We start from the raw sequence: 20,897 nt of genomic DNA on the forward strand, positions 1-20,897 counted from the left end.
CTCGTACGGGTGAAGGGGGCCTCCGGTCGGGGCCCCCTTCGTCAGGACTCCAGGCCGATCGCGAAGGCCGCCTCGAGGTCGTGCTGGGAGTACGTACGGAACGCCACGTGCGTGTCCGTCGCCTCGACGCCCGGGATCTTGCTGATCCGGCCGGGGATGACGTCCGCCAGGTCGTCGTGCCGGGGCACGCGGACCATGGCGATCAGGTCGTACGTACCGGTCACCGAGAAGACCTCGCTGACGCTGTCGAGCGCGGCGATCGACTCCGCGATCTCGGGGATGCGGTCCACGCTGGTCTTGATGAGCACGATCGCGGTGATCACGGCTGGCTTTCTCCCTCGGTCGCCGCGGCTGGGGACTTCACTGTATCCCCACCCCGGTAGCGGCCCCAGGCGTAGAGGAAGCCGACGGCGAAGCCCACCACATGGGCCAGATAGGCGACGCCGGGCCCCGCCCCCGCCGAGCGGGCCGCGAGCCACTGGAGCACGAACCAGAAGACGAGCACGATCCAGGCGGGAAACCGCAGCGGCAGGAAGAAGAGGAACGGGAACAGGCTGGTCACCCGGGCGCGTGGGAAGAGGAACAGGAACGCCCCGAGGACCCCCGAGATCGCCCCCGACGCCCCCACCAGCGTCTGCTCGCTGCTCGCGTACGCCGCCGCGTAGCCGAGCAGCGCCAGATAGCCGCATCCCCCATAGAAGAGGGCGAAGGCGACCGCCCCCATCCGCTCCTCGGCCATCGCGCCGAAGACGAAGAGGAACAGCATGTTCCCGAGCAGATGCAGCCAGCTGCCGTGGACGAAGAGGGCCGTGAGCGGGGTGAGGAGCGCGCCCGGCTCGCCGCTCATCAGTTCGGCCGGCACGACCCCCCAGCGGCGGAAGTACGCGCTCTGCGCCGCCAGGGCCGCGTCCCCGGTCCCGTAGGACGGGTTCAGGCCCGACACCGGGCTGATCAGGAACGTGAGGCAGCAGGCGGCGATCAGGGCGTACGTCACCGTGGGCCCGCTCCAGGCGCCCCGCCACGCCCCGAGCACCGCCTCCCGCCAGTCGATGCGCCGCCTGTCGATCATGGACAGATCATGGCGTAACGGGGCCCACCTGGACAGAGTGCCTCGCCGCGACATGGGGTACCTGCGAGGCCGTAGGGTTACGGGCAGTACCTCCGCAGTTCAATGGCGCACCGCGGCACCCGCATCCGCATCACGCACCTGAAAGAGGACGGCACGATGACGACGGTTCCCCTGCCGACCGCCGAGACCCGCTGGCGCTGCACCCTGTGCGGCAACCTGACCCGGTTCGATGTGACCCGCTCCTCCAAGGTCGTCGAGTACGTCCATCTGGACCTCGCGGGAGAGCCGAAGGTCGAGGAGCGCGAGGTGGTCAGTGAGACCATCGAGTCGGTCCGCTGCCGCTGGTGCAACGCGGTGGATCAGATCGAACTGGTGGACAGGCCCGGCACCGCTTCCTGACGGCGGCGGTGCGCAACACGATGGGGTGACGCAACGTGGAGCAGCCCGCGCGCGGTGGTGAACCGGCCGGCGCGGCAGGTGACGCTGCCGAGGCGCTCGACCGCCCGCTGCCTGACGGTGTACGGCGGCGGGTCGTCGCGCTGGTCTCGGACGCCTTCGGCGGACTGACCGTCGCCGAGCTTCCGGCACCCCTGAGGCAGTACGCCCGCTTCACCCCGAGTCGGCGGGCCAAGTTCGCGGGCAACGCCATGGCCGCCGCCCTGGAGAGCGATCCGCTGTTCCGGCAGCGGATCGGCGAGCGGTTCAAGGAGGCGCAGCCCGAGCTGGCCGGGGCCGTCGAGACCGGCGCCCCGCCCGCCGCCGCGGACCCCGTCGACGTCGCCGCGGCCGCCTACGTGCTGCGCCCCATCGGCTGGGTCAAGCTGGTCGCCGCCGCGGGCGAGGAGGCCCAGCGGGCGGACGCCGAGCGCGCCGACGAGGCCGGCCGGCGCGAGCTGGAGCGCCTGCGTGAGGAGGTCGCCGCCGCCAGGGAACGCGGCCGCGCGGAGACCGAGGAGCTGCGCCATGATCTGGAGGCCGCGCGCAGGGAAGCCGAATCGCTTCACCGCAAGCTGCGCAGCGCGCAGAGCGATGTGAAGCGCGGCGAGGCTGCGCTGCGCCGCACGCACGCCGAGATCGACACGGTCAAGGCGGAGGCGGCGGCGCAGGTCTCGGCCGCCGAGAGCGAGACCCGTCGTCTCAAGGCCCGGCTCGGCGAGGTCGAGGCGGCCCTGGAGGCCAGCCGCCGGGCCGCCCGTGAGGGACGCTCGGTCGAGGACATGCGGCTGCGGCTGCTGCTCGACACGGTGCTCGACGCCGCGCAGGGGCTGCGCCGCGAACTGGCCCTGCCGCCCGTCTCCGTCCACCCCGCCGACACCGTCGACGCGGTGGAGCCCGGCCGGATGTCCCCGAAGGACATCGCGGCCCGCGCGCTCTCCGAGACCGATCCGGCGCTCCTGGACCAGCTCCTGGCGCTGCCGCAGGCGCATCTGGTCGTGGACGGCTACAACGTCACCAAGACCGGCTACCCGACCATGCCGCTGGAGAAGCAGCGGCTGCGGCTGCTCGGTGGGCTCTCCGCGCTCGCGGCCCGCTCGGGCGCCGAGGTCACCTGTGTCTTCGACGGGGCGGAGCTCGCCGCTCCGGTGCTCCTCGCGCCGCCGCGCGGGGTGCGGGTGCTCTTCTCCAAGCCGGGCGTGACGGCCGACGAGTTGATCCGTCAACTGGTGCGTGCCGAGCCGCCGGGCCGTCCGGTCGTCGTGGTCTCCACCGACCGCGAGGTGGCCGACGGAGTCGCCAAGGCCGGTGCGCGGCCGGTCGCGTCCGCCTTGTTGCTTAAGCGGCTTTCGCGTGCCTCGTGACGTGGCGTAACTCCTGCGTGTAATGCCCGAATTCTGGAGGGCGCACGGTCAAGTGGCCGTCACTACCTGTGTGATGTGTGTAAATAAAGTGCTGCGTGAGCGAGATTTTGCTCATGAGGATTTGAACTGATCACAAGATGGTCACTAGGGTCAGGCCTCGAACCTCCGCGCGGTTGATCATCCATCCGGGATGGCAGCGGGGGAACCGCCTGCCGCAGCCTGGTTGGGCGGCTCGAGGAAGAAGGAGATCGCCTTCGTGGCGTCCCACCGTCGTCCCAAGCAGCCGAGCCGCACCCGTGTGACCGTGCTCACCGCGACCGCCGCCGCGGCCGTCGCGCTCTCCGCCCAGACGGGCGCCCAGGCGGCTCCCAAGCCGAAGATCGACGACGTCAAGTCGAAGGTCGACAAGCTGCACCACGAGGCCGAGGAGGCCACGGAGCAGTACAACCTGGCCGAGGAGCGCCGCGGCAAGCTGCAGAAGGAGATCGGCGCCCTTCAGGACAAGGTGGCGCGCGGCCAGCAGGAGCTCAACACCCTGCGGAACAACATCGGTTCGGTCGCCAGCGCGCAGTACCGCTCCGGTGGCATCGACCCGGCGCTCCAGCTCTTCCTCTCCTCCGACCCGGACACCTACCTCGACAAGGCGTCCGCGATCGACCAGCTCGGCGCCAAGCAGGCCGACGTGCTCCAGTCGATCCAGTCCAAGCAGCGCACGCTCGCCCAGCAGCGCGCCGAGGCGACGACGAAGCTCGCCGACCTCGAGGACGTCCGCAAGACCCTCGGTGAGAAGAAGAAGTCCTACCAGGGCAAGCTCGCCGAGGCGCAGAAGCTGCTCAACACCCTCACCGCCGCCGAGCGCGCCAAGATGCAGGCCGAGGAGCAGCGCGCCAGCCGTGCCGCCGGCGACCGCGTCGACCTCGGCAACGAGGTCCCGGCCTCGCAGCGCGGTGCCGCCGCGCTCAGCGCCGCCGCCACCCAGATCGGCAAGCCGTACGTCTCCGGCGCCGAGGGCCCCAACTCGTACGACTGCTCCGGGCTGACGCAGTGGGCCTACCGCCAGGCCGGCGTCACGCTCACCCGCACCACCTACACCCAGCAGAACGACGGCGTGAAGATCGGCCGCAGCCAGCTCAAGCCGGGCGACCTGGTCTTCTTCAACGGCCTGTCGCACGTGGGTCTGTACGCGGGCAACAACACGATCCTGCACGCTCCGAAGCCGGGAGCCTCGGTCCGCTACGAGTCCATGAGCTACATGGGCACCTTCCAGTTCGGCGTCCGCATCTGACGCGACCGCCGCACTCCGACGTGACGCCCAATCGGGTGGAATGTCGCATCCTTCGCTGACGTGACGCCCCGCCGGTGACCTGTGGTCTCCGGCGGGGCGTCACTTTGCGTGTCGGGAAGCTTCGTTGGACGGAGAGTGATCACCGGCTACTGTCTGCCGCGCCAGTCTGGGTAACACCGAACGGAGCGCGATACGTGGCGTCCCACCGACGACCCGCCAGGGTCACCGTCCTGACCGCCGCCGCGGCCACCGCGGCCACGGCCTTCGGCGCCGTCCCCGCGAGCGCCGACCCGAGCGGCACCCCGGAGACGACGCGCGCCACGGTCGACCGGCTCTTCGAGGAGGCCGAGCGGGCCACCGAGGGCTACAACAAGGCCGACGAGCGGGCGGACGAGCTGCGCAGGACGGTCTCCCAGGTGAAGGACAGCGTGGCGCGCGGCCAGGAGCGCATCAACCGCATGCGCGGCGCACTCGGTTCGGTCGCCGGGGCCCAGTACCGCTCCGGCGGGATCGACCCGGCCCTCGCGCTGCTGCTCTCCTCCGACCCCGACTCGTACCTCGACCGGGCCTCCGTCCTGGACCGGGTGACCGCCCGGCAGAGCCTGGCCCTCGGCCAACTCCAGCACGAGCAGCGCCGGCTGAACCAGGAGCGGACCGAGGCCGGCCGGCTCCTCGCCGAGCTGGAGCGCAGCCGCACCCAGGTCGCCCGGCACAAGCGCACCGTCGAGCGGAAGCTCGCCGAGGCCCGTCGGCTGCTGCAGTCGCTGACGGACGAGGAGCGGGCGGACTTCGAGGGCCGGGCCTCCCGCTCGGGCCGGGACGGACTCGCCGCGGAGCTGCCGCCGCTCGCCGACCTCGGACCGGCCTCCTCGCGGGCCGCCGCCGCGGTGATCGCCGCGCGCAGCGCCATCGGCAAGCCCTATGTGTGGGGCGCGACCGGACCGTCCGCCTTCGACTGCTCGGGCCTGATGGTCTGGTCGTACCGGCAGGCGGGCATCAGCCTCCCGCGGACCTCGGCGGCGCAGCGGCACGCGGGCCGGCAGGTGCCGCTCTCGCAGGCCCAGCCCGGCGACCTCGTGACGTACCGCGGCGACGCCAGCCATGTCGGGATCTACGCGGGCGGCGGGCAGGTCATCCACGCCCCCTATCCCGGCGCGCGGGTGCGCTACGACCCGGTCGGGATGATGTCCCACGTGACGGTGACCCGGGTCTGACCGTACGCCCGTCCGCTCGTCTGCCCGTACGATCGGGAGCGTGGCGGGTCAGGGGTGCGGAGCGACGCGGAGGGCGGCGGCCTGCCTGCTGGCCGTCCTGCTCGCCCTCGCCGGCTGCGCGGCCCCGGAGGCGGCCGATCCGGCGCCCCAGGAGATCGGCACGCTCCTCGACCGGCACGCGGCTGCGCTGCTCGCCCGCGACGAGGCGGCGTACGCCGTGGGGCTCGACCCCGCGTTCGCGCCCACCGCGCTCCGGGAGTTCGACCGGCTCACCGAGGTGCCGCTCGCCTCGTGGGGCTACCGGGTGCAGGACGTCGAGCGGCGGGGCGGGGGCCGGGCGACGGTCCGCGCCGAGCTCAGCCACCGGATCGCCGGCTACGACTCCGGGCCCGTCACCACTGAACGCGTCCTGGACCTGAGCGAGCGCGACGGCCGGTGGTACGTGACCGGCGACCGGCCCGCCGAGGGCGCCGCCCAGCAGCTGTGGCAGCAGGGCGAGGTCGACGCGGTACGGGGAGGGCGCAGTCTCGTCCTCGGCGTCGGGCAGCCGGAGGAGCGGCTCAAGGAGATCGCGGCGGCCGCCGACCGGGCGGTGCCCGCGGTCTCGTCGGCCTGGTCCGGGACGTGGGCGGGCCGGGTGGTGGTGCTCGTCCCCGCCTCGCTGGACGCCATGGGCGGGCTCCTCGGGGCGCCGGCGGCCTCGTACCGGGGGATAGCGGCGGTCACGACCGGAGAGGTCGGCGGCGGGCCGGACGCGCCCGCGGACCGGGTGATCGTCAACCCCGAGGCGTACGGGGTCCTCGGGGACTTCGGGCAGCAGATGGTCCTCACCCACGAGACGACCCACGTGGCCACCCGCGTCATCACCTCCGCGTCCACCCCGGTCTGGCTCTCCGAGGGGTTCGCCGACTGGGTCGCGTACCGCGGCACGGGCCGTACGGCCGCCCAGGCGGCCCCGGAACTGCGCCGCGCGGTCCACGCGGGCGACGTCCCCCCGGCCCTCCCGGACGACAAGGCCTTCGCGTTCGGCAGCGACCCGGACGCGCTGGCCCGCGCCTACGAGGGCGGCTGGCTTGCCTGCGCCCTGATCGCGGAGCGCTGGGGCGAGGCGAAGCTCACCGCCTTCTACCGCGCCGTGGGCGCCCACCCTCAGCGTGAGGGCGCGGTGGAGAAGGCGCTCGCCGAGGTCCTCGACACGACCCCGGAGGAGTTCACGGCGGCCTGGCGGGGGCACGTACGGGAGCGGCTGGCGTAGGGAGCGGGGCGGCCCGTCCGGCCGGCCGTCTCCTCAGGCTCCGGCGTCGAGCTGCCGCAGCGCCTCCGTCAGCCACTCCTTCTCCGCCGTGCCGGTCGCGCGGGCGATCCTGAGCATGCCCTGACGGAAGAGGTCGGGCTCCTCCTCGGCGCGGACCGGGGCGCCGTCCCGGTAGAAGAAGCTGGCCGGGGTGTTCAGGAACGTCTGGCGGCGGCGCAGGACCGCCGCCTGGTCCGCCGGGGCGGGCAGCAGGCCCAGGAACGCCAGCAGCGTGAAGAAGCGCTGGCCGTCGGTGATGTCCGCGTCCTTGGGGTCGCGCAGCCGGGCGAAGAGCTCCTCCCGGCCCTCGGGGGTCAGCGACAGCGTCCTCCTCGGCGCCGCGCCCGTGCCCGGTTCCGTGTGCCGCTCCAGAAGCCCCGCCTTCACCATGCGGGTGATCGCCGGGTAGAGCGCGCCGTCGCTGACCGGACGCACATGGCCGCTCAGCCCCTGGATCCGGTCCTTCAGCTCGTATCCGTGCAGCGGCCTGTCGTACAGGAAGCCGAGGATCGTCAGCTCCAGCATCCGCCCCTCCTTCGCCCTTGTCCCGAACCGGTGCGTCATGGTAGCTCTTTTCGATATGCCTCGAATCGAGGTATCTCGTTTCGAGGGGGACCGTCATGACGCACCGCCGCACCCTGATCAAGCTCGCCCACCCCGTCTACTTCGAGCTTCTCGCCTCCGTCGCCGCCGGGATCATCACCATGGTCTGGGTCGCCCGCCTCGGCGGCGACGCCGTCGCGGCCGTCGCCGTCGCCACGAACGTCGAGAACGTCGCCCTCGGCGTGGTCCTCATGGCCTCCTCCGGCACCACCGTCCTCGTCGCCCGCGCCCGGGGCGCGGACGACCCGGGCGCCGTACGGGCGGCCGTCCGCGGCGGACGGCTGCTCGGGGCCCTGCTCGTCCCGCCCGTCGCCCTCGGTGGCTACCTGCTGCGCGAACCCCTCGCCGGGCTCGTCCTGGGCGCCACCGACACCCCCGTACACGCGCTCGCCACCGCCTACTTCGCGATCTCGCTCCCCGGCACGGCCGTCTTCTTCGCGATCACCGTGCTCGACGGCATCCTCAAGGGCGCGGGCGACACCCGCACGCCGATGCGGCTCGCCTTCCTCGCCAACGGGCTGATCCTGGTCCTCGACCCGCTGCTCATCCATGCGTACGGAGTGGAGGGCGCCGCTCTCGCCACCGTCCTCGGCCGCTCCGTCGCCCTGGCCGCCGGGCTGCTCGCCCTGCGCCGCAACCCGCTCCTGCGCGCGGCACGGTCGGCCCGGCCCTCGGAGGGGACGACCGCCGCGCTGCGCCGTACCGTCGCCACCGGGCTGCCCATGTCCGTCGACTTCGTCGTGCGGATGGCGGGCGCCCTCGCCCTGGTCGGTGTCGTGGCCCGGCTCGGCGTCACCCCGGTCGCCGCCTACGGCATCGCCACCAAGGCCATGTACGTCGCCACGATGGCCTTCTACGCCGTGCGCCAGGCCGCCGCCATCCACACCGCGCACCTGCTCGGCGGGGGCCGGGACGAACGGCGGGACGTGGGCCGACAGGCCCTGTTCCTCGGGGCGGCCCTCGGGACGACGGCCGCCGTCCTGCTGCTCGTCACCGCGGGCATCGTGATGCGGGGCTTCGGCGCCGAGCCGGACGTGGCGGCCGCCGGCGCGCTCTTCCTGCGCTGCCTGGGGCCCTATCTGATTCTGATGGCCGGCTTCATCGCCCTCGCCGGAGTCTTCGAGGGTGCCGGGGACAGCCCCCGCCTCGCCAGGATCACCGTCCTCGGTGTCCTGGCCCAGCTCCCGCTCGCCCACGCCTTCTCAGGCCTGGGCCTCCCCGGAATCTGCCTCGCCATGGCCCTCGCGATGGCGGGCCAGTGCGCGGCCCTGGGGATGCTGCACCGACGCACGGCCGCTCTCAGCCGACCGGCAGGCTCCGCGCGCGCTCCGATTGCGGCTCCGACTGAGCCGGGATCTTCACCGGGGTGAGCCGCGGCTCGGTGACCGTCTGCTGCCAGAGGATGCGGCAGGCCGAGACCGACGCGGCGACCAGCAGCCCGTTCCGTATGAGCAGCAGCGTGATGCCCAGCGGATCGCTGTCCGTCACGTGCGAGAACCACACCGGGAACTCGAACTGCGTCACCGCCGTCGCCCACACCACCAGATGCGCCGGCCGCCGCATCCGGCTCGCCCGGTACGCCATGCACACGGCGGCCAGACCGACCAGCCAGAGCATGTACTGCGGGCTGATCACCCGGCTCGTCGTGGTGAACAGCAGCACCGCCACGAACGCCGTGTCCGCCGGAGTCGTCGTCGTGAACCCGCGGGCACGTATCCGCCACACCAGCAGCCAGCAGAACGCGGCGATGGTCAGGGCCATCGCGACCGTGGCGACCGCGGAGACGTACGGGCCGAGGAACTCGATCGAGCCGTAGTTCATCTGTGCCACGCCGTCCCAGCCGAGGTGGCGGGCCACGTGGAAGACCATGGCCCCCAGGGACTCCAGCTCGAGCCCCCGATCACGCTGGTACGTCAGGAAGGCCAGCGCCCCGGGCGCCGCGAGCACGCACAGGAGCAGCAGTCCGGCCGCCGCGCCCGCCGCCGTCGACCACGAGCGGAACGTCGCACGGCCGCGGGGCGTGCCCGCGAGCAGCAGCGCGGGCCAGACCTTCAGCATCGCCCCGAACCCCGCCAGGGCGCCGAGGACGCGCGGCCGGTGCACACCGGCCAGCAGCGCGGCCACCGCCACCGCCGTGACCATCAGGTCGTAGCGGGCGTACGCGGTCGGGCCGAGCAGCGGCACACCAGCGATCCAGATCCAGGCGCCGTGCCGGCTCCGGCCGCGCCGCCGGCCCGTGTACATCAGCAGCCCGAAGACGAGCGCGTCGCACAGGAAGGCGAGGACGAAGAAGGCAGAGGAGTACCCGAGGAACGGCAGCACCGCGGGGGAGAGGATCGCGAGGGCGGCCAGCGGCGGGTACTGCCAGGTCACGTCGTCGAGCGGGTACGTGCCCGTCTTCAGGACCTCGAACCAGCCCTGGTAGATCTGCTCGATGTCACTGGTGATGTCCGGCCCCGGGACCGTGACGACCTTGAAGACACACAGGAGCAGAACGATCCGGGTGAGCCCCCAGAGCAGTATGGGGTTTCGTCTCGCGCGCTCGGCAGCCGTACCCAGTACGCCCGTCATGCCTACCTCGTCCCATCCTGTCGGTCTGTTCGGTCCGCGTCCGCGAACGGGTGGTGTTGCCGGGCGGGGGGTGCCGTCACGTACATTCGGCGACGATGCACAAGACCCTGATCGTAACCAACGACTTCCCGCCCCGGCCCGGTGGAATCCAGGCGTTCCTGCACAACATGGCGCTGCGTCTGGATCCCGAGCAGATCGTGGTCTACGCCTCCACGTGGAAGCGCAGCCGCGAGGGGATCGAGGCGACCGCCGCGTTCGACGCCGAGCAGCCTTTCATGGTGGTGCGGGACAGCACCACCATGCTGTTGCCCACACCTCGGGTCACCGCGCGGGCGACCGCGCTGCTGCGCGAGCACGGCTGTGAGTCGGTCTGGTTCGGGGCTGCGGCTCCGCTCGGCCTGATGGCCCCGGCGCTCCGCCGGGCGGGCGCGCGACGGCTCGTGGCGACGACGCACGGGCACGAGGCGGGCTGGGCGCAGCTGCCCGGATCCCGGCAGCTCCTGCGCCGGATCGGTGAGGGTACGGACACGATCACGTACCTCGGTGAGTACACGCGCTCGCGGATCGCCGCCGCGCTGACCCCGGCCGCGGCCGGGCGGATGGTGCAGCTGCCGCCGGGCGTGGACGAGAAGACCTTCCACCCGGGCTCGGGCGGCGACGAGGTCCGGGAGCGGCTCGGTCTCAGCGACCGGCCCGTGGTGGTGTGCGTCTCGCGGCTCGTCCCCCGCAAGGGCCAGGACACGCTGATCCGCGCCCTGCCGGAGATCCTGCGGCGGGTGCCGGACACCGTGCTGCTGATCGTCGGCGGCGGCCCGTACGAGAAGGACCTGCGGCGCCTCGCGGCGACGACCGGGGTGGCCGATTCCGTACGGTTCACGGGCGCGGTGCCGTGGGAGGAGCTGCCGGCGCACTACGGCGCGGGGGACGTCTTCGCGATGCCCTGCCGCACGCGCCGCGGGGGCCTGGACGTCGAGGGCCTCGGCATCGTCTACCTGGAGGCCTCCGCCACGGGGCTCCCGGTCGTCGCGGGCGACTCGGGCGGCGCGCCGGACGCGGTCCTGGACGGTGAGACGGGCTGGGTGGTCAGGGGCGACGCCCCGGAGGAGTCGGCGGACCGCATCGCGACCCTCCTGCTCGACCCGGCCCTCCGCGCCCGCATGGGCGAGCGGGGCCGCGCCTGGGTCGAGGACCGCTGGCGCTGGGACCTCCTGGCGGAGCGCCTGAGGGAGCTGCTGTAGCCGGACGCGGGGCGGGGGCCTTCGCGTCCCCGGCCACGCGACACGGACGGGCCCCGCAGGTCGCCGTTCGGCGTCCTGCGGGGCCCGTCGTCGTTCAGCCCTGTGCACTAGGCGCGGTAGATCGCCTCGATCTCGTCCGCGAAGTCCTTCGCCACCACGTTCCGCTTCAGCTTCAGCGACGGCGTGATGTGGCCCGCCTCCTCCGTGAACTGGTACGGCAGCACGCGGAACTTCCGGACCGACTCGGCCTTGGACACCGCCGCGTTGCCGTCGTCCACCGCCCGCTGGACCTCCGCGAGCAGATCCGCGTCGTCGCGCAGCGACACCGCCGTCGAGTCCGCCGGCTTGCCGTTCTCGGCCGCCCAGCGGCCGAGGAACTCCTCGTCCAGGGTGACCAGCGCGCCCACGAACGGGCGCCCGTCGCCGACCACCATGCACTCCGCGACCAGCGCGTGCGCCCGGATCCGGTCCTCGATGACCGCCGGGGCGACGTTCTTGCCCCCCGCCGTCACCAGGATCTCCTTCTTCCGGCCGGTGATCGCGAGGTAGCCGTCCTCGTCGAGCGTGCCGATGTCGCCCGTGTGGAACCAGCCGTCCGCCAGCGCCTCGGCCGTCGCCGTCTCGTTCTGCCAGTAGCCAGAGAAGATGTGCTCGCCGTGCAGCAGCACCTCGCCGTCGTCGGCGATCCGCACCACCGAGCCCGGCAGCGGCTGACCGACCGTGCCGATCTTCTGCCGGTCCCACGGGTTGAACGCGGTCGCCGCGCACGACTCCGTCAGGCCGTAGCCCTCCAGGACCGTGAAGCCGATCCCGCGGAAGAAGTGGCCGAGCCGCTCACCCAGCGGCGCGCCGCCCGAGATCGCGTACTCGCCGCGACCGCCGAGCACGGCCCGCAGCTTGGAGAAGACCAGCTTGTCGAAGACCTTGTGCTTGAGCTTCAGGCCGAGGGACGGGCCCTGCGGCGTGCCGATCGCCCGGCTGTACGCGATCGCCGTGTGCGCGGCCTTGTCGAAGATCTTGCCCTTGCCGTCGGCCTGGGCCTTCGCCCGCGCCGAGTTGTAGACCTTCTCGAAGACGCGCGGCACACCCAGGATCAGCGTCGGCCGGAAGGACGCCAGCTCGTCCGTGAGGTTCTTGATGTCCGGCACGCAGCCCAGCTTGATCGGCGCCATCACCGACGCGACCTCGACAAGGCGTCCGAAGACGTGCGCGGCCGGAAGGAACAGCAGGACCGAACACTCGCCGGTACGGAAGAGCGGCTTAAGGCGCTCCACCACGTTGCCGCACTCCGCGAAGAACGCCCGGTGCGTCAGCACACAGCCCTTCGGGCGGCCCGTGGTGCCCGAGGTGTAGACGATCGTCGCCGGGTCGTCCGCGTGCGCGGACGACATGCGCTCGTCGAGCAGCTCGTCCGAGACGTCCGCGCCCGTCGCCGTGAGCTGCGCGACGGCGTCCGCCTCGATCTGCCAGACGCCCTTGAGGGCCGGCAGGGCCGCCCGTACCGACTCCACCGACTCCTGGTGGGCCGCGGACTCGACGAGGGCGAGCGAGGCGCCCGAGTCACCGAGGATCCACTGGATCTGCTCCGGCGAGCTGGTCTCGTACACCGGCACGGTCACCGCGCCCGCGCTCCAGATCGCGAAGTCGAGGAGCACCCACTCGTAGCGCGTTCTGGACAGCAGGGCCACGCGGTCGCCCGGCTCCACACCGGCGGCGATCAGACCCTTCGCGGCCCCGCGGACCTCGGCGAGGAACTGCTTGGCGGTGATATCCGTCCAGACGCCGGCCACCTTGCGTCCCATCACGGCGGTGTCTGGGTGCTGAGTGGCGTTGCGGCGGATGAGATCCGTCAGGTTGCCGTCCGAGGGGACCTCGTACAGGGCCGGAAGGCTGAACTCGCGCAAGACTGCTGCTCCTCATCGGGCGCCGGCGCCACGGCTCTGTGTGAATGCACCGGTGCGGTCCAAGATCGGGCAGGTGCTCAGTGGGGGTGAGCACAACTGGACTGCCCGGACGTTACCCATCAGTACTGGGTTCCCGATAGGGGGTCCTGGTCAGATGTTCCGTGCGTCACACAGCTGTGGCGGTGCTTCGCGCACAGTAGTCCACAGCTTTGAAGACTCGGAAGTAACCGCAGGTCCGACGGCCTACGCTGAACCGCATGAGGATCAACGTGGTCAGTGACGTACACGGGAACAGCGGGGCCCTCGCCAAGGCGGGGCAGGGCGCGGACGCCCTGGTCTGTCTCGGCGACCTGGTGCTCTTCCTCGACTACGCCGACCACAGCCGGGGCATCTTCCCCGACCTCTTCGGTGTCGAGAACGCCGACAGGATCGTCGAACTGCGCACCGCCCGCCGCTTCGACGAGGCCCGTGACCTGGGACGGCGCCTGTGGGCCGAGCTCCCCGTCGACCGCGACACCGCCATCGAGTCCGCGGTGCGCCGCCAGTACGAAGAGCTCTTCGCGGCCTTCCCGGACCCGACGTACGCGACGTACGGAAACGTCGACATCCCCGGACTCTGGCGCGAGTACGCCCGGCCCGGGACCACGGTCCTGGACGGTGAGCGGGTCGAGCTCGACGGCCTGGTCTTCGGCTTCGTGGGCGGCGGGCTGCGGACGGCGATGCGGACGCCGTACGAGATCTCCGACGAGGAGTACGCGGCGAAGGTCGAGGCGCTCGGCGAGGTCGACGTGCTGTGCAGCCACATCCCGCCGGACGTGCCGGAGCTGACGTACGACACGGTGCCGCGGCGCTTCGAGCGCGGTAGCCGGGCGCTGCTCGACGCGATCCGGCGCACGCGGCCGCGGTACGCCCTCTTCGGCCACGTCCACCAGCCGCTGGCGCGGCGCATGCGGGTGGGGAGCACGGAATGCGTGAACGTCGGCCACTTCGCGTCGACGGGCAGGCCGTGGACGCTGGAGTGGTGACGGGCGTCCGGTGACGGCGCGATAGCCTTCGGTCCGGCACATTCGTGCCCCTACGACTTCCGCCGGACCGCACAGTGGAGGAACCACCACGATGGCCGAACACACCAGCTCGAGCATCACCATCGAGGCGGCACCGGCCGACGTCATGAGCGTCATCGCCGACTTCGCGCGCTACCCCGAGTGGACGGGCGAGGTGAAGGAGGCCGAGGTCCTGGAGAAGGACGCGGCCGGCCGCGCGGAGAAGGTCCGACTGCTGCTCGACGCGGGCGCGATCAAGGACGACCACACGCTGGCGTACACCTGGACCGGCGACAACGAGGTCTCGTGGACGCTGGTCAAGTCCCAGATGCTCCGCGCGCTCGACGGCTCCTACCGGCTGGCGCCGGCGGGCGGCGGCGCGCGCACGGAGGTGACGTACCAGCTGACGGTGGACGTCAAGATCCCGATGCTGGGCATGATCAAGCGCAAGGCGGAGAAGGTCATCATCGACCGCGCCCTGGCGGGCCTGAAGAAGCGCGTCGAGTCGGGCGCGTAGGTCCGCGAGCCGGACCTCCGTGCGGGCAACGGTCCCGCTGGGCCGGGGGCACCCCCAGAGGCAACTCTGAGGGAGGGTGGGCAAACGGGACCGCGCCCTTGCCGGGCCCAGGCTCCCGCCCCCGGTGATCACGGGTGTGGCGCCGTCGTGGGTTGTGCCCACCCGTCCCGCCCTGCGGAACGATTGCCCACAACCGGGGGCGGGGGTGGCAGCCCACAACCGGGGCCCGGTTCGTACCGGTAACGTTCCCGGCCATGGGGATCATGCTTGTCACCGGGTCCGGCGGCGCCGGGCGGACCACCGTCGCCACCTCCGCCGCTCTCGCCGGGGCGCACGCCGGCCGCCGCGTCCTGCTCGTCTCCGCCGAGGCCGACGAGGACCTCGGCGTGGACGTCCTCCGACCGAGCCCCGCCGCCGACTTCCGGCGCGAGTTCCTCGCCCTGCAGGAACGCTCCGCCACCGCCCTCGACCTCCTCGGCGCCACGCCCTTCGAGGACGCCGAGCTCACCGAACTCCCCGGCAGCGCCCCCTTCGCCCTCCTCCGCGCCCTGCGCGACGCCGCGGCCCAGGACCGGGACCTCGTCGTCGTCGACCTGCCCCCGCTCCTGGACGCCCTCGCCCTCCTCGCCCTGCCCGAACAGCTGCGCCGCTACCTCCGCCGCCTCCTCCCGCCCGAACGGCAGGCCGCCCGCGCCCTGCGCCCCATGCTCGCCCAGCTCGCAGGCGTCCCGATGCCCGCGCAGTGGCTCTACGAGACGACCGCCCGCTGGGAGGCCGAGCTCGCCGCCGTCCAGGCCGTCGTCGACGCCCCCACCACCACCGTCCGCCTGGTCGTCGAGCCGGGGCCCGCCGCCGCGGACACCCTGCGCACCGCCCGCCTCGGCCTCGCGCTCCACGGCCTCACGCTCGACACCGTCGTCGCCAACAAACTGCTCCCCGCCGAGTCGTCCGACCCCTGGTTCGCCGCGCTGACCGCCCAGCAGCACGAGCACCTGGACCGGCTCCGTACCGGACACGACGGAGCCGTCCACGCGCTCCCTCACCTCGGCCGGGACCCCCGCGGCCCCGAGGACCTCGCCCTGCTCGCCCTCGACACCAAGCCCGCCACGGCCCCCGAGTGGACGGTCGAGGACCGCCGCGCCGAGGACGGCGTCCTCGTCTGGCACATCCCCCTGCCCGGCGCCGTCAAGCACGAGCTGACCCTCGTCCGCCGCGGCGACGAACTGCTCCTCGCCGTCGGCCCGTTCCGCCGCAACGTCCCGCTCCCGCCCGCCCTGCGCCGCTGCACGGTCGCCGGCGCCGGACTCGTCGACGGCGATCTCCGGGTCAGGTTCACCCCGGACACCGGCCTCTGGCCGAAGGCGCCGACGACGCCGTAGCCCCGGGCCGCCGAAGTCGCCGTCGCCCCCGAGGACCTCCTGCGCCGTGTACCGTCGACGGTATAAGCCGTAAGGAGTACGCCATGAGCGATTCGGATGCCTGGGCCAAGGCGTGCGCCGAGGACCTGGAGGCCGAGAAGGCCCGCCGCCGTGCCGCGGCCGGCGCGGAGCCCGGGTCGGCCGCCGAGGAGTTCCGCAAACTCTTCGACGCCGTCGCCGAGAAGGTCTCCACACTGCGCAACCCGCTGATGGGCATGGCCGCCCAGGGCACGGTGCAGCAGTTCGTCAACCAGGCGAAGGCCGCCGTCGAGCCGATCGTCGAGCGCAACCCGCAGGTCTTCGACCACCTCGCCGCGGCCGGCAACGAGCTGCTCGCCGCGTACCGCTCGGCGGTGGAGAACCACGAGACGCGCTGGACGCGCGACGAGCCGGAAGACCCGCGCAGGCAGGCCCCGACGGAGCGGCCCGAGGACAAGAAGAGGGACGACGAGGGGCCCGGAACCGGGCAGCACATCGACCTCGACTGATCAGGACGGGCGGCCCCCTCGGGTACGGTTGGCCTTAGCGGGGCTCGACCGAAAACTGAGGGACACATGGGACTCACCATCGGCGTCGACATCGGCGGCACGAAGATCGCGGCCGGCGTGGTCGACGAGGAGGGCAACATCCTCGACACGCACAAGGTGCCCACCCCGCCGACCCCCGAAGGCATCGTCGACGCGATCTGCGCCGCTGTCTCCGAGGCCGGCAAGGGCCACGAGATCGAGGCTGTGGGCATCGGTGCCGCGGGCTACGTCGACGACAAGCGCGCCACCGTCCTCTTCGCGCCGAACATCGACTGGCGGCACGAGCCGCTGAAGGACAAGGTCGAGCAGCGGGTCGGTCTGCCCGTCGTCGTCGAGAACGACGCGAACGCGGCGGCCTGGGGCGAGTACAAGTTCGGCGCGGGCAAGGGCCACGAGGACGTCATCTGCATCACGCTGGGCACCGGCCTCGGCGGCGGCATCATCATCGGCAACAAGCTGCGCCGCGGACGCTTCGGCGTGGCGGCGGAGTTCGGCCACATCCGGGTCGTCCCGGACGGTCTGCTCTGCGGCTGCGGCAGCCAGGGCTGCTGGGAGCAGTACGCCTCCGGGCGTGCGCTCGTCCGGTACGCCAAGCAGCGCGCCAACGCCACCCCCGAGCGGGCCCAGGTCCTCCTCGGTCTCGGCGACGGCACCGTCGGGGGCATCGAGGGCAAGCACATCAGCGAGGCGGCCCGCGCCGGCGACCCGGTGGCCGTGGACTCCTTCCGCGAGCTGGCCCGCTGGGCCGGCGCCGGCCTCGCCGATCTCGCCTCGCTCTTCGACCCGTCCGCCTTCATCGTCGGCGGCGGAGTCTCCGACGAGGGCGAGCTGGTCCTCGAGCCGATCCGGAAGTCCTTCCGGCGCTGGCTGATCGGCGGCCAGTGGCGACCGCACGCCCAGGTCCTCGCCGCGCAGCTCGGCGGCAAGGCCGGACTGGTCGGCGCGGCCGACCTGGCCCGCCAGGGCTAGCCTCCGCGCAGCACGACTCCACCCGCCCGCCGCGTCCTTCCGGGGACCGGCGGGCGGGTGTCGTATGTTGCTGGGCATGGCGATCACCCCGCTGCCCAACTCCCGTACCGAGACGGACGGTTCGGCCGTCGTCCGGGTCCTCGGCTACAACGTCCGTTCGATGCGGGACGACGAGGACGCGCTCGCCCGCGTCATCCGGGCGTGCGCACCCGATCTTGTCTTCGTCCAGGAGGCGCCGCGGTTCTTCCGCTGGCGCAAGCACGCGGCCAGGCTCGCCGCGAAGAGCGAACTCGTCGTGCTCAGCGGTGGCGCGACGGCCGCCGGGCCGCTGCTGATGTGCTCGCTGCGGGCGACCGTGGAACGCACGGAGGACGTGCTGCTGCCGCTCACCCCGGGCCTGCACCGGCGCGGTTTCGCCACCGCCGTCGTACGGTTCGGGGGCGCCCGGGTCGGCCTGATCAGCTGTCATCTGAGCCTGCGGAGCGAGGAACGGTACGCCCAGGCCGGGATGCTCCTCGACCGGGTGGCCGCCATGGACGCCCCGCACACGATCGTGGCCGGAGACCTCAACGAGCGCCCCGGCGGCCGGAGTTTCACCCGGCTCGCGAAGGAGCTCCAGGACGGCTGGGAGGTCAGCCCCTGGGGCGGCGAGTACACGTCGACGCCCGACGACCCGCACCAGCGGATCGACGCGATCCTGGCCACGCCGGGGGTGGAGTTCCTGGGCTGCGGCGTGCCGCAGGACCTCGACCCGTCGGACCTGAAAGCGGCGACGGACCACTTGCCGGTCCTCGCGGCGGTCAGGATTCCGGCGTCGCCCTGAGAGGAGCCGCGGACGGGGGGACAGTGCTCGGCGGACGGAGTCCGGCGCAGCCGTCCGGAGCCCGTGAGGCGCCCAGGCGCCGAGCGGTGCGAGGAGGGCGTCAGGAGCGCAGCCCTGCGTCCGTGCCCGACCGCGACGCCTGCGCCCCGACCCGACAAGGCCGGGGCGCAGGCGCCGTCACACCACCGCGCCGCGGCCCGGGTCGTCGAACTCGTCGTCCTCGTCGTCGTGCCTCATGCGGGCGACCAGCGTCGCGAAGCCGCCCAGGAAGCCGCCCACGCACACCGTCGTCAGCCACCACGTCATGTCCCACTGGAGCAGCACGGCGAGGAGCATGAGGACCGGGCCGCCCACGACGCCCAGCCACGCGAACTTCGTCGTCGCGTCCGCCTCCGGCAGAGGCGGCGGCTCCGGCGGGACGAAGTGACCCTCGCCGTCGTCGTCCTTCTTCCCCGCCTTCTTGCCGTCAGCCTCGGCGGTCTCGGCGTCGGGGTCCGCGAGCTCGTAGTCCCGGGGGCCGCCGCCGCCCACGCCCACACCCACGCCGGGCGCGAAGACGATCGAGCTGCCCAGCGCGGGCTTGGCGGGGCCCCCGCGATCCTCGTCCTCGTCGTCGTCCTCGTCCTCGTCCGAGGCATCCTCGTCCGCGGCACCGTCGGCACCGTCGGCACCGTCGCCCGCGGCACCGTCACCGTCGTCCTGGCCGTCCACCGGCTCCGGGAGCGCCAGGTCCTCCACCGACCGGAACGGCCTCGCCCCCGGAGGGTCCGCCGGCTCCTCGCCGTACCCCGCGACGATCGCGGCCCACGCCGCCTCCTCGTCGATGGGCTGCGGGTCGCCGCGCTCCCCGTCCTGCTGCTCAGCCACCGCTCGTGCTCCCCTTCTCACCGACGACGTCCGGAGCGAGCCGGCCCACGAAGGCCAGGCTCTCCTCGAAAATCCGCTCCGCGTCATGGTCCAACGTCGCCACGTGGTAGCTCTGTTCCAGCAGGATCTCCTTCACGTCCGTCGAGGAGATCCGGCTCAGGATCCGCGCCGAGTCGGCGGGCGGGACCACATGGTCCTGCGGGCTGTGCAGGACCACCACCGGCTGCGTGACCTGCGGCAGCTCCGCGTCCACCGTGCGGAAGAACTGGCGCAGGGAGTGCGCCGCGTGCAGCGGCACGCGGTCGTAGCCGATCTCGGCCACGCCCTCCTTGGCGATGTCGCTCGCGATGCCGTTGGTCGTACGGACGAAGTGGCGGACGACCGGCAACGCGTGCGCCGCGAGCCCGTGCACCTTGTTGCCGGGGTTCACAAGGACGAGGCCCCGCACCGCGTCCCCGTGCCTGGCCGCGAGGCGCAGCGCCAGCGCCCCGCCCATGGAGAGGCCGAAGACGAAGACGTGCTCGCAGCGGGCGAGCAGCTCCCGCAGCTCCCGGTCCACCTCCGCGTACCAGTCGTGCCAGGTGGTGAGCTGCATGTCCTCCCAGCGCGTGCCGTGTCCGGGCAGCAGTGGCACCGACACCGTCAGTCCGCGCTCGGCCAGGTACTCGGCCCAAGGGCGCATCGACTGCGGGGAACCGGTGAATCCGTGACAGAGAAGGACGCCGACCTTGCCGCCCTCGTGGCGGTACGGCTCGGCTCCAGGAAGGACCGGCACCGGGGTCTCCTGTTCGGGGGTTTCGGCTTCGAGGAGGGCGAGGCTTCGACGAAGCGACGACAAAAGGGGAAGGCCTTCACGGTACGCGACCGGACCGACACCGGACCAGGTCCGTTCGCACGAAGGTGCCCCGCCCACGGCCGTACCCGAGCGGGCAGGCGGGAAAAGGCGGGATAAGGTCTGTCCGACGGCACACGGAAGGTACTCGAGTTGATCTACGGCGCAATGAAGTTCTCCATCGGAGGGTCACTGAAGCTCGCCTTCAGGCCGTGGGTGGAGGGCCTCGAGAACATTCCCGCCGAGGGGCCGGCGATCCTCGCGAGCAACCACCTCTCCTTCTCGGACTCGTTCTTCCTGCCCGCCGTCCTCGACCGCAAGGTCACCTTCATCGCCAAGGCCGAGTACTTCACCTCGCCCGGTGTGAAGGGCAAGCTCACCGCCGCCTTCTTCAAGGGTGTCGGCCAGCTCCCCGTGGACCGCTCCGGCGCCCGCGGCGCGGGCGAGGCGGCGATCAAGGCCGGTATCGAGGTCATCGAGAAGGGCGGGCTCTTCGGTATCTACCCCGAGGGCACCCGCTCGCCCGACGGCCGGCTCTACCGCGGCAAGCCCGGCGGCCTCGCGCGCGTGGCCCTGGCCACCGGCGCGCCGGTCATCCCGGTCGCCATGATCGACACCGAGAAGATCCAGCCGCCCGGCAAGGTCGTTCCCAAGCTGATGCGCCCGGGGATCCGGATCGGCAAGCCGCTCGACTTCAGCCGCTACCACGGCATGGAGGGCGACCGCTTCATTCTCCGCTCGGTGACCGACGAGGTCATGTACGAGATCATGAAGCTGTCCGGCCAGGAGTACGTCGACATCTACGCGACCGCCGCCAAGCGTCAGATCGCGGAGGCCGAGAAGGCCGCCAAGGAGGCCGTCAAGGCCGAGATCGCGGCACGGGAAGAGTCCGGCGCCTGACCCTCATGCAGAGGGGGCGCCCGG

Annotated in this window: 21 protein-coding genes and 1 pseudogene; 14 read left to right on the forward strand and 8 right to left on the reverse strand. The window is 72.4% G+C overall.

The window, feature by feature from the left end; translation table 11 throughout:
* Window positions 1-41: 41 nt before the first annotated feature.
* Both ACZ3OF_RS07695 and ACZ3OF_RS07700 read right to left on the reverse strand, forming a co-directional pair.
* On the reverse strand, window positions 42-323 hold the full coding sequence (locus ACZ3OF_RS07695) for an Lrp/AsnC family transcriptional regulator (protein ID WP_017238849.1): 282 nt from the start codon (window positions 321-323) through the stop codon (window positions 42-44).
* Window positions 320-1,069 carry a rhomboid family intramembrane serine protease gene (locus ACZ3OF_RS07700; protein ID WP_361669620.1) on the reverse strand — a complete coding sequence of 250 codons (750 nt, stop codon included), beginning with the start codon at window positions 1,067-1,069 and terminating at the stop codon, window positions 320-322. The genes ACZ3OF_RS07695 and ACZ3OF_RS07700 overlap by 4 nt, the downstream gene beginning before the upstream one ends.
* A gap of 156 nt (window positions 1,070-1,225) precedes the next feature.
* Between ACZ3OF_RS07700 and ACZ3OF_RS07705 the strand changes: the two genes are divergently transcribed.
* The 5 genes from ACZ3OF_RS07705 to ACZ3OF_RS07725 all read left to right on the forward strand — a co-directional run bounded on the left by ACZ3OF_RS07705 (window position 1,226) and on the right by ACZ3OF_RS07725 (window position 6,622).
* Window positions 1,226-1,468, forward strand: a complete 243-nt coding sequence (locus ACZ3OF_RS07705; RefSeq protein ID WP_260228851.1) for a hypothetical protein — start codon at window positions 1,226-1,228, stop codon at window positions 1,466-1,468.
* Between the two features lie 35 nt (window positions 1,469-1,503).
* Window positions 1,504-2,868: an NYN domain-containing protein gene (locus ACZ3OF_RS07710; protein WP_467303398.1), complete on the forward strand. Its 1,365-nt coding sequence runs from the start codon at window positions 1,504-1,506 to the stop codon at window positions 2,866-2,868.
* A 256-nt stretch (window positions 2,869-3,124) separates the two neighbouring features.
* A complete protein-coding gene (locus tag ACZ3OF_RS07715; protein WP_361593265.1) occupies window positions 3,125-4,153 on the forward strand; it encodes a C40 family peptidase in 1,029 nt (342 codons plus the stop codon).
* Window positions 4,154-4,347: 194 nt separating this feature from the next.
* A complete protein-coding gene (locus ACZ3OF_RS07720) occupies window positions 4,348-5,367 on the forward strand; it encodes a C40 family peptidase (RefSeq protein WP_361669615.1) in 1,020 nt (339 codons plus the stop codon).
* Window positions 5,368-5,407: 40 nt separating this feature from the next.
* Window positions 5,408-6,622: a hypothetical protein gene (locus ACZ3OF_RS07725; protein ID WP_361669613.1), complete on the forward strand. Its 1,215-nt coding sequence runs from the start codon at window positions 5,408-5,410 to the stop codon at window positions 6,620-6,622.
* Between the two features lie 33 nt (window positions 6,623-6,655).
* On the opposite strand, the gene ACZ3OF_RS07730 is transcribed toward ACZ3OF_RS07725, so the two are convergent.
* A complete protein-coding gene (locus tag ACZ3OF_RS07730) occupies window positions 6,656-7,186 on the reverse strand; it encodes a PadR family transcriptional regulator (protein ID WP_361669611.1) in 531 nt (176 codons plus the stop codon).
* A gap of 95 nt (window positions 7,187-7,281) precedes the next feature.
* On the opposite strand from ACZ3OF_RS07730, the gene ACZ3OF_RS07735 reads away from it, so the two are divergent.
* Window positions 7,282-8,634 carry an MATE family efflux transporter gene (locus tag ACZ3OF_RS07735; RefSeq protein WP_467303403.1) on the forward strand — a complete coding sequence of 451 codons (1,353 nt, stop codon included), beginning with the start codon at window positions 7,282-7,284 and terminating at the stop codon, window positions 8,632-8,634.
* Here ACZ3OF_RS07735 and ACZ3OF_RS07740 read toward each other — a convergent pair.
* Entirely contained in the window at window positions 8,564-9,835 is a 1,272-nt protein-coding gene (locus ACZ3OF_RS07740; protein WP_361669606.1) for a glycosyltransferase family 87 protein, read from the reverse strand. The genes ACZ3OF_RS07735 and ACZ3OF_RS07740 overlap by 71 nt on opposite strands.
* A gap of 95 nt (window positions 9,836-9,930) precedes the next feature.
* On the opposite strand from ACZ3OF_RS07740, the gene ACZ3OF_RS07745 reads away from it, so the two are divergent.
* The gene (locus ACZ3OF_RS07745; protein ID WP_361669604.1) at window positions 9,931-11,073 is read left to right on the forward strand and encodes a glycosyltransferase family 4 protein; all 1,143 of its coding nucleotides are present in this window, start codon (window positions 9,931-9,933) and stop codon (window positions 11,071-11,073) included.
* Window positions 11,074-11,180: 107 nt separating this feature from the next.
* On the opposite strand, the gene ACZ3OF_RS07750 is transcribed toward ACZ3OF_RS07745, so the two are convergent.
* Window positions 11,181-11,768 carry a hypothetical protein gene (locus tag ACZ3OF_RS07750; protein ID WP_467303827.1) on the reverse strand — a complete coding sequence of 196 codons (588 nt, stop codon included), beginning with the start codon at window positions 11,766-11,768 and terminating at the stop codon, window positions 11,181-11,183.
* Window positions 11,763-12,851 (reverse strand): annotated as a pseudogene (locus ACZ3OF_RS07755) (AMP-dependent synthetase/ligase); the annotation flags it as partial. The gene ACZ3OF_RS07750 and the pseudogene ACZ3OF_RS07755, both read right to left, overlap by 6 nt.
* Before the next feature lie 383 nt (window positions 12,852-13,234).
* Here ACZ3OF_RS07755 and ACZ3OF_RS07760 point away from each other — a divergent pair.
* From ACZ3OF_RS07760 to ACZ3OF_RS07785, 6 genes are all read left to right on the forward strand, one after another.
* Complete coding sequence (locus tag ACZ3OF_RS07760) at window positions 13,235-14,002, forward strand: metallophosphoesterase family protein (RefSeq protein ID WP_361669598.1); 768 nt, start codon at window positions 13,235-13,237, stop codon at window positions 14,000-14,002.
* A 91-nt stretch (window positions 14,003-14,093) separates the two neighbouring features.
* Window positions 14,094-14,537 carry an SRPBCC family protein gene (locus ACZ3OF_RS07765; RefSeq protein WP_361669595.1) on the forward strand — a complete coding sequence of 148 codons (444 nt, stop codon included), beginning with the start codon at window positions 14,094-14,096 and terminating at the stop codon, window positions 14,535-14,537.
* Window positions 14,538-14,791: 254 nt separating this feature from the next.
* A complete protein-coding gene (locus ACZ3OF_RS07770; RefSeq protein ID WP_361669592.1) occupies window positions 14,792-15,916 on the forward strand; it encodes an ArsA family ATPase in 1,125 nt (374 codons plus the stop codon).
* A gap of 83 nt (window positions 15,917-15,999) precedes the next feature.
* On the forward strand, window positions 16,000-16,443 hold the full coding sequence (locus ACZ3OF_RS07775; RefSeq protein ID WP_361669589.1) for a DUF5304 domain-containing protein: 444 nt from the start codon (window positions 16,000-16,002) through the stop codon (window positions 16,441-16,443).
* A gap of 66 nt (window positions 16,444-16,509) precedes the next feature.
* Window positions 16,510-17,451, forward strand: coding sequence for an ROK family glucokinase (locus ACZ3OF_RS07780; RefSeq protein WP_361669586.1), 942 nt, complete (start codon window positions 16,510-16,512; stop codon window positions 17,449-17,451).
* A gap of 76 nt (window positions 17,452-17,527) precedes the next feature.
* Entirely contained in the window at window positions 17,528-18,274 is a 747-nt protein-coding gene (locus ACZ3OF_RS07785) for an endonuclease/exonuclease/phosphatase family protein (protein ID WP_467303407.1), read from the forward strand.
* A 177-nt stretch (window positions 18,275-18,451) separates the two neighbouring features.
* On the opposite strand, the gene ACZ3OF_RS07790 is transcribed toward ACZ3OF_RS07785, so the two are convergent.
* Complete coding sequence (locus ACZ3OF_RS07790; RefSeq protein WP_467303409.1) at window positions 18,452-19,141, reverse strand: hypothetical protein; 690 nt, start codon at window positions 19,139-19,141, stop codon at window positions 18,452-18,454.
* Window positions 19,134-19,916 (reverse strand): alpha/beta hydrolase, encoded by a 783-nt coding sequence (locus ACZ3OF_RS07795; RefSeq protein ID WP_467303411.1) that lies wholly within the window; start codon window positions 19,914-19,916, stop codon window positions 19,134-19,136. The genes ACZ3OF_RS07790 and ACZ3OF_RS07795 overlap by 8 nt, the downstream gene beginning before the upstream one ends.
* A gap of 225 nt (window positions 19,917-20,141) precedes the next feature.
* Here ACZ3OF_RS07795 and ACZ3OF_RS07800 point away from each other — a divergent pair, with 225 nt between their 5' ends.
* Window positions 20,142-20,873 (forward strand): lysophospholipid acyltransferase family protein, encoded by a 732-nt coding sequence (locus ACZ3OF_RS07800; protein WP_361433551.1) that lies wholly within the window; start codon window positions 20,142-20,144, stop codon window positions 20,871-20,873.
* Window positions 20,874-20,897: the final 24 nt, after the last annotated feature.

The organism is Streptomyces sp. NPDC022552 (assembly GCF_055561875.1).

What these genes read in the sequence shown, in the direction of transcription:
- ACZ3OF_RS07770 (WP_361669592.1), top strand. Translation starts at nt 14,792, where the DNA reads ATGGGGATCATGCTTGTCACCGGGTCCGGCGGCGCCGGGCGGACCACC.
- ACZ3OF_RS07705 (WP_260228851.1), top strand. Translation starts at nt 1,226, where the DNA reads ATGACGACGGTTCCCCTGCCGACCGCCGAGACCCGCTGGCGCTGCACC.
- ACZ3OF_RS07785 (WP_467303407.1), top strand. Translation starts at nt 17,528, where the DNA reads ATGGCGATCACCCCGCTGCCCAACTCCCGTACCGAGACGGACGGTTCG.
- ACZ3OF_RS07740 (WP_361669606.1), bottom strand. Translation starts at nt 9,835, where the DNA reads ATGACGGGCGTACTGGGTACGGCTGCCGAGCGCGCGAGACGAAACCCC.
- ACZ3OF_RS07765 (WP_361669595.1), top strand. Translation starts at nt 14,094, where the DNA reads ATGGCCGAACACACCAGCTCGAGCATCACCATCGAGGCGGCACCGGCC.
- ACZ3OF_RS07735 (WP_467303403.1), top strand. Translation starts at nt 7,282, where the DNA reads ATGACGCACCGCCGCACCCTGATCAAGCTCGCCCACCCCGTCTACTTC.
- ACZ3OF_RS07700 (WP_361669620.1), bottom strand. Translation starts at nt 1,069, where the DNA reads ATGATCGACAGGCGGCGCATCGACTGGCGGGAGGCGGTGCTCGGGGCG.
- ACZ3OF_RS07730 (WP_361669611.1), bottom strand. Translation starts at nt 7,186, where the DNA reads ATGCTGGAGCTGACGATCCTCGGCTTCCTGTACGACAGGCCGCTGCAC.
- ACZ3OF_RS07800 (WP_361433551.1), top strand. Translation starts at nt 20,142, where the DNA reads ATGAAGTTCTCCATCGGAGGGTCACTGAAGCTCGCCTTCAGGCCGTGG.
- ACZ3OF_RS07745 (WP_361669604.1), top strand. Translation starts at nt 9,931, where the DNA reads ATGCACAAGACCCTGATCGTAACCAACGACTTCCCGCCCCGGCCCGGT.
- ACZ3OF_RS07760 (WP_361669598.1), top strand. Translation starts at nt 13,235, where the DNA reads ATGAGGATCAACGTGGTCAGTGACGTACACGGGAACAGCGGGGCCCTC.
- ACZ3OF_RS07780 (WP_361669586.1), top strand. Translation starts at nt 16,510, where the DNA reads ATGGGACTCACCATCGGCGTCGACATCGGCGGCACGAAGATCGCGGCC.
- ACZ3OF_RS07775 (WP_361669589.1), top strand. Translation starts at nt 16,000, where the DNA reads ATGAGCGATTCGGATGCCTGGGCCAAGGCGTGCGCCGAGGACCTGGAG.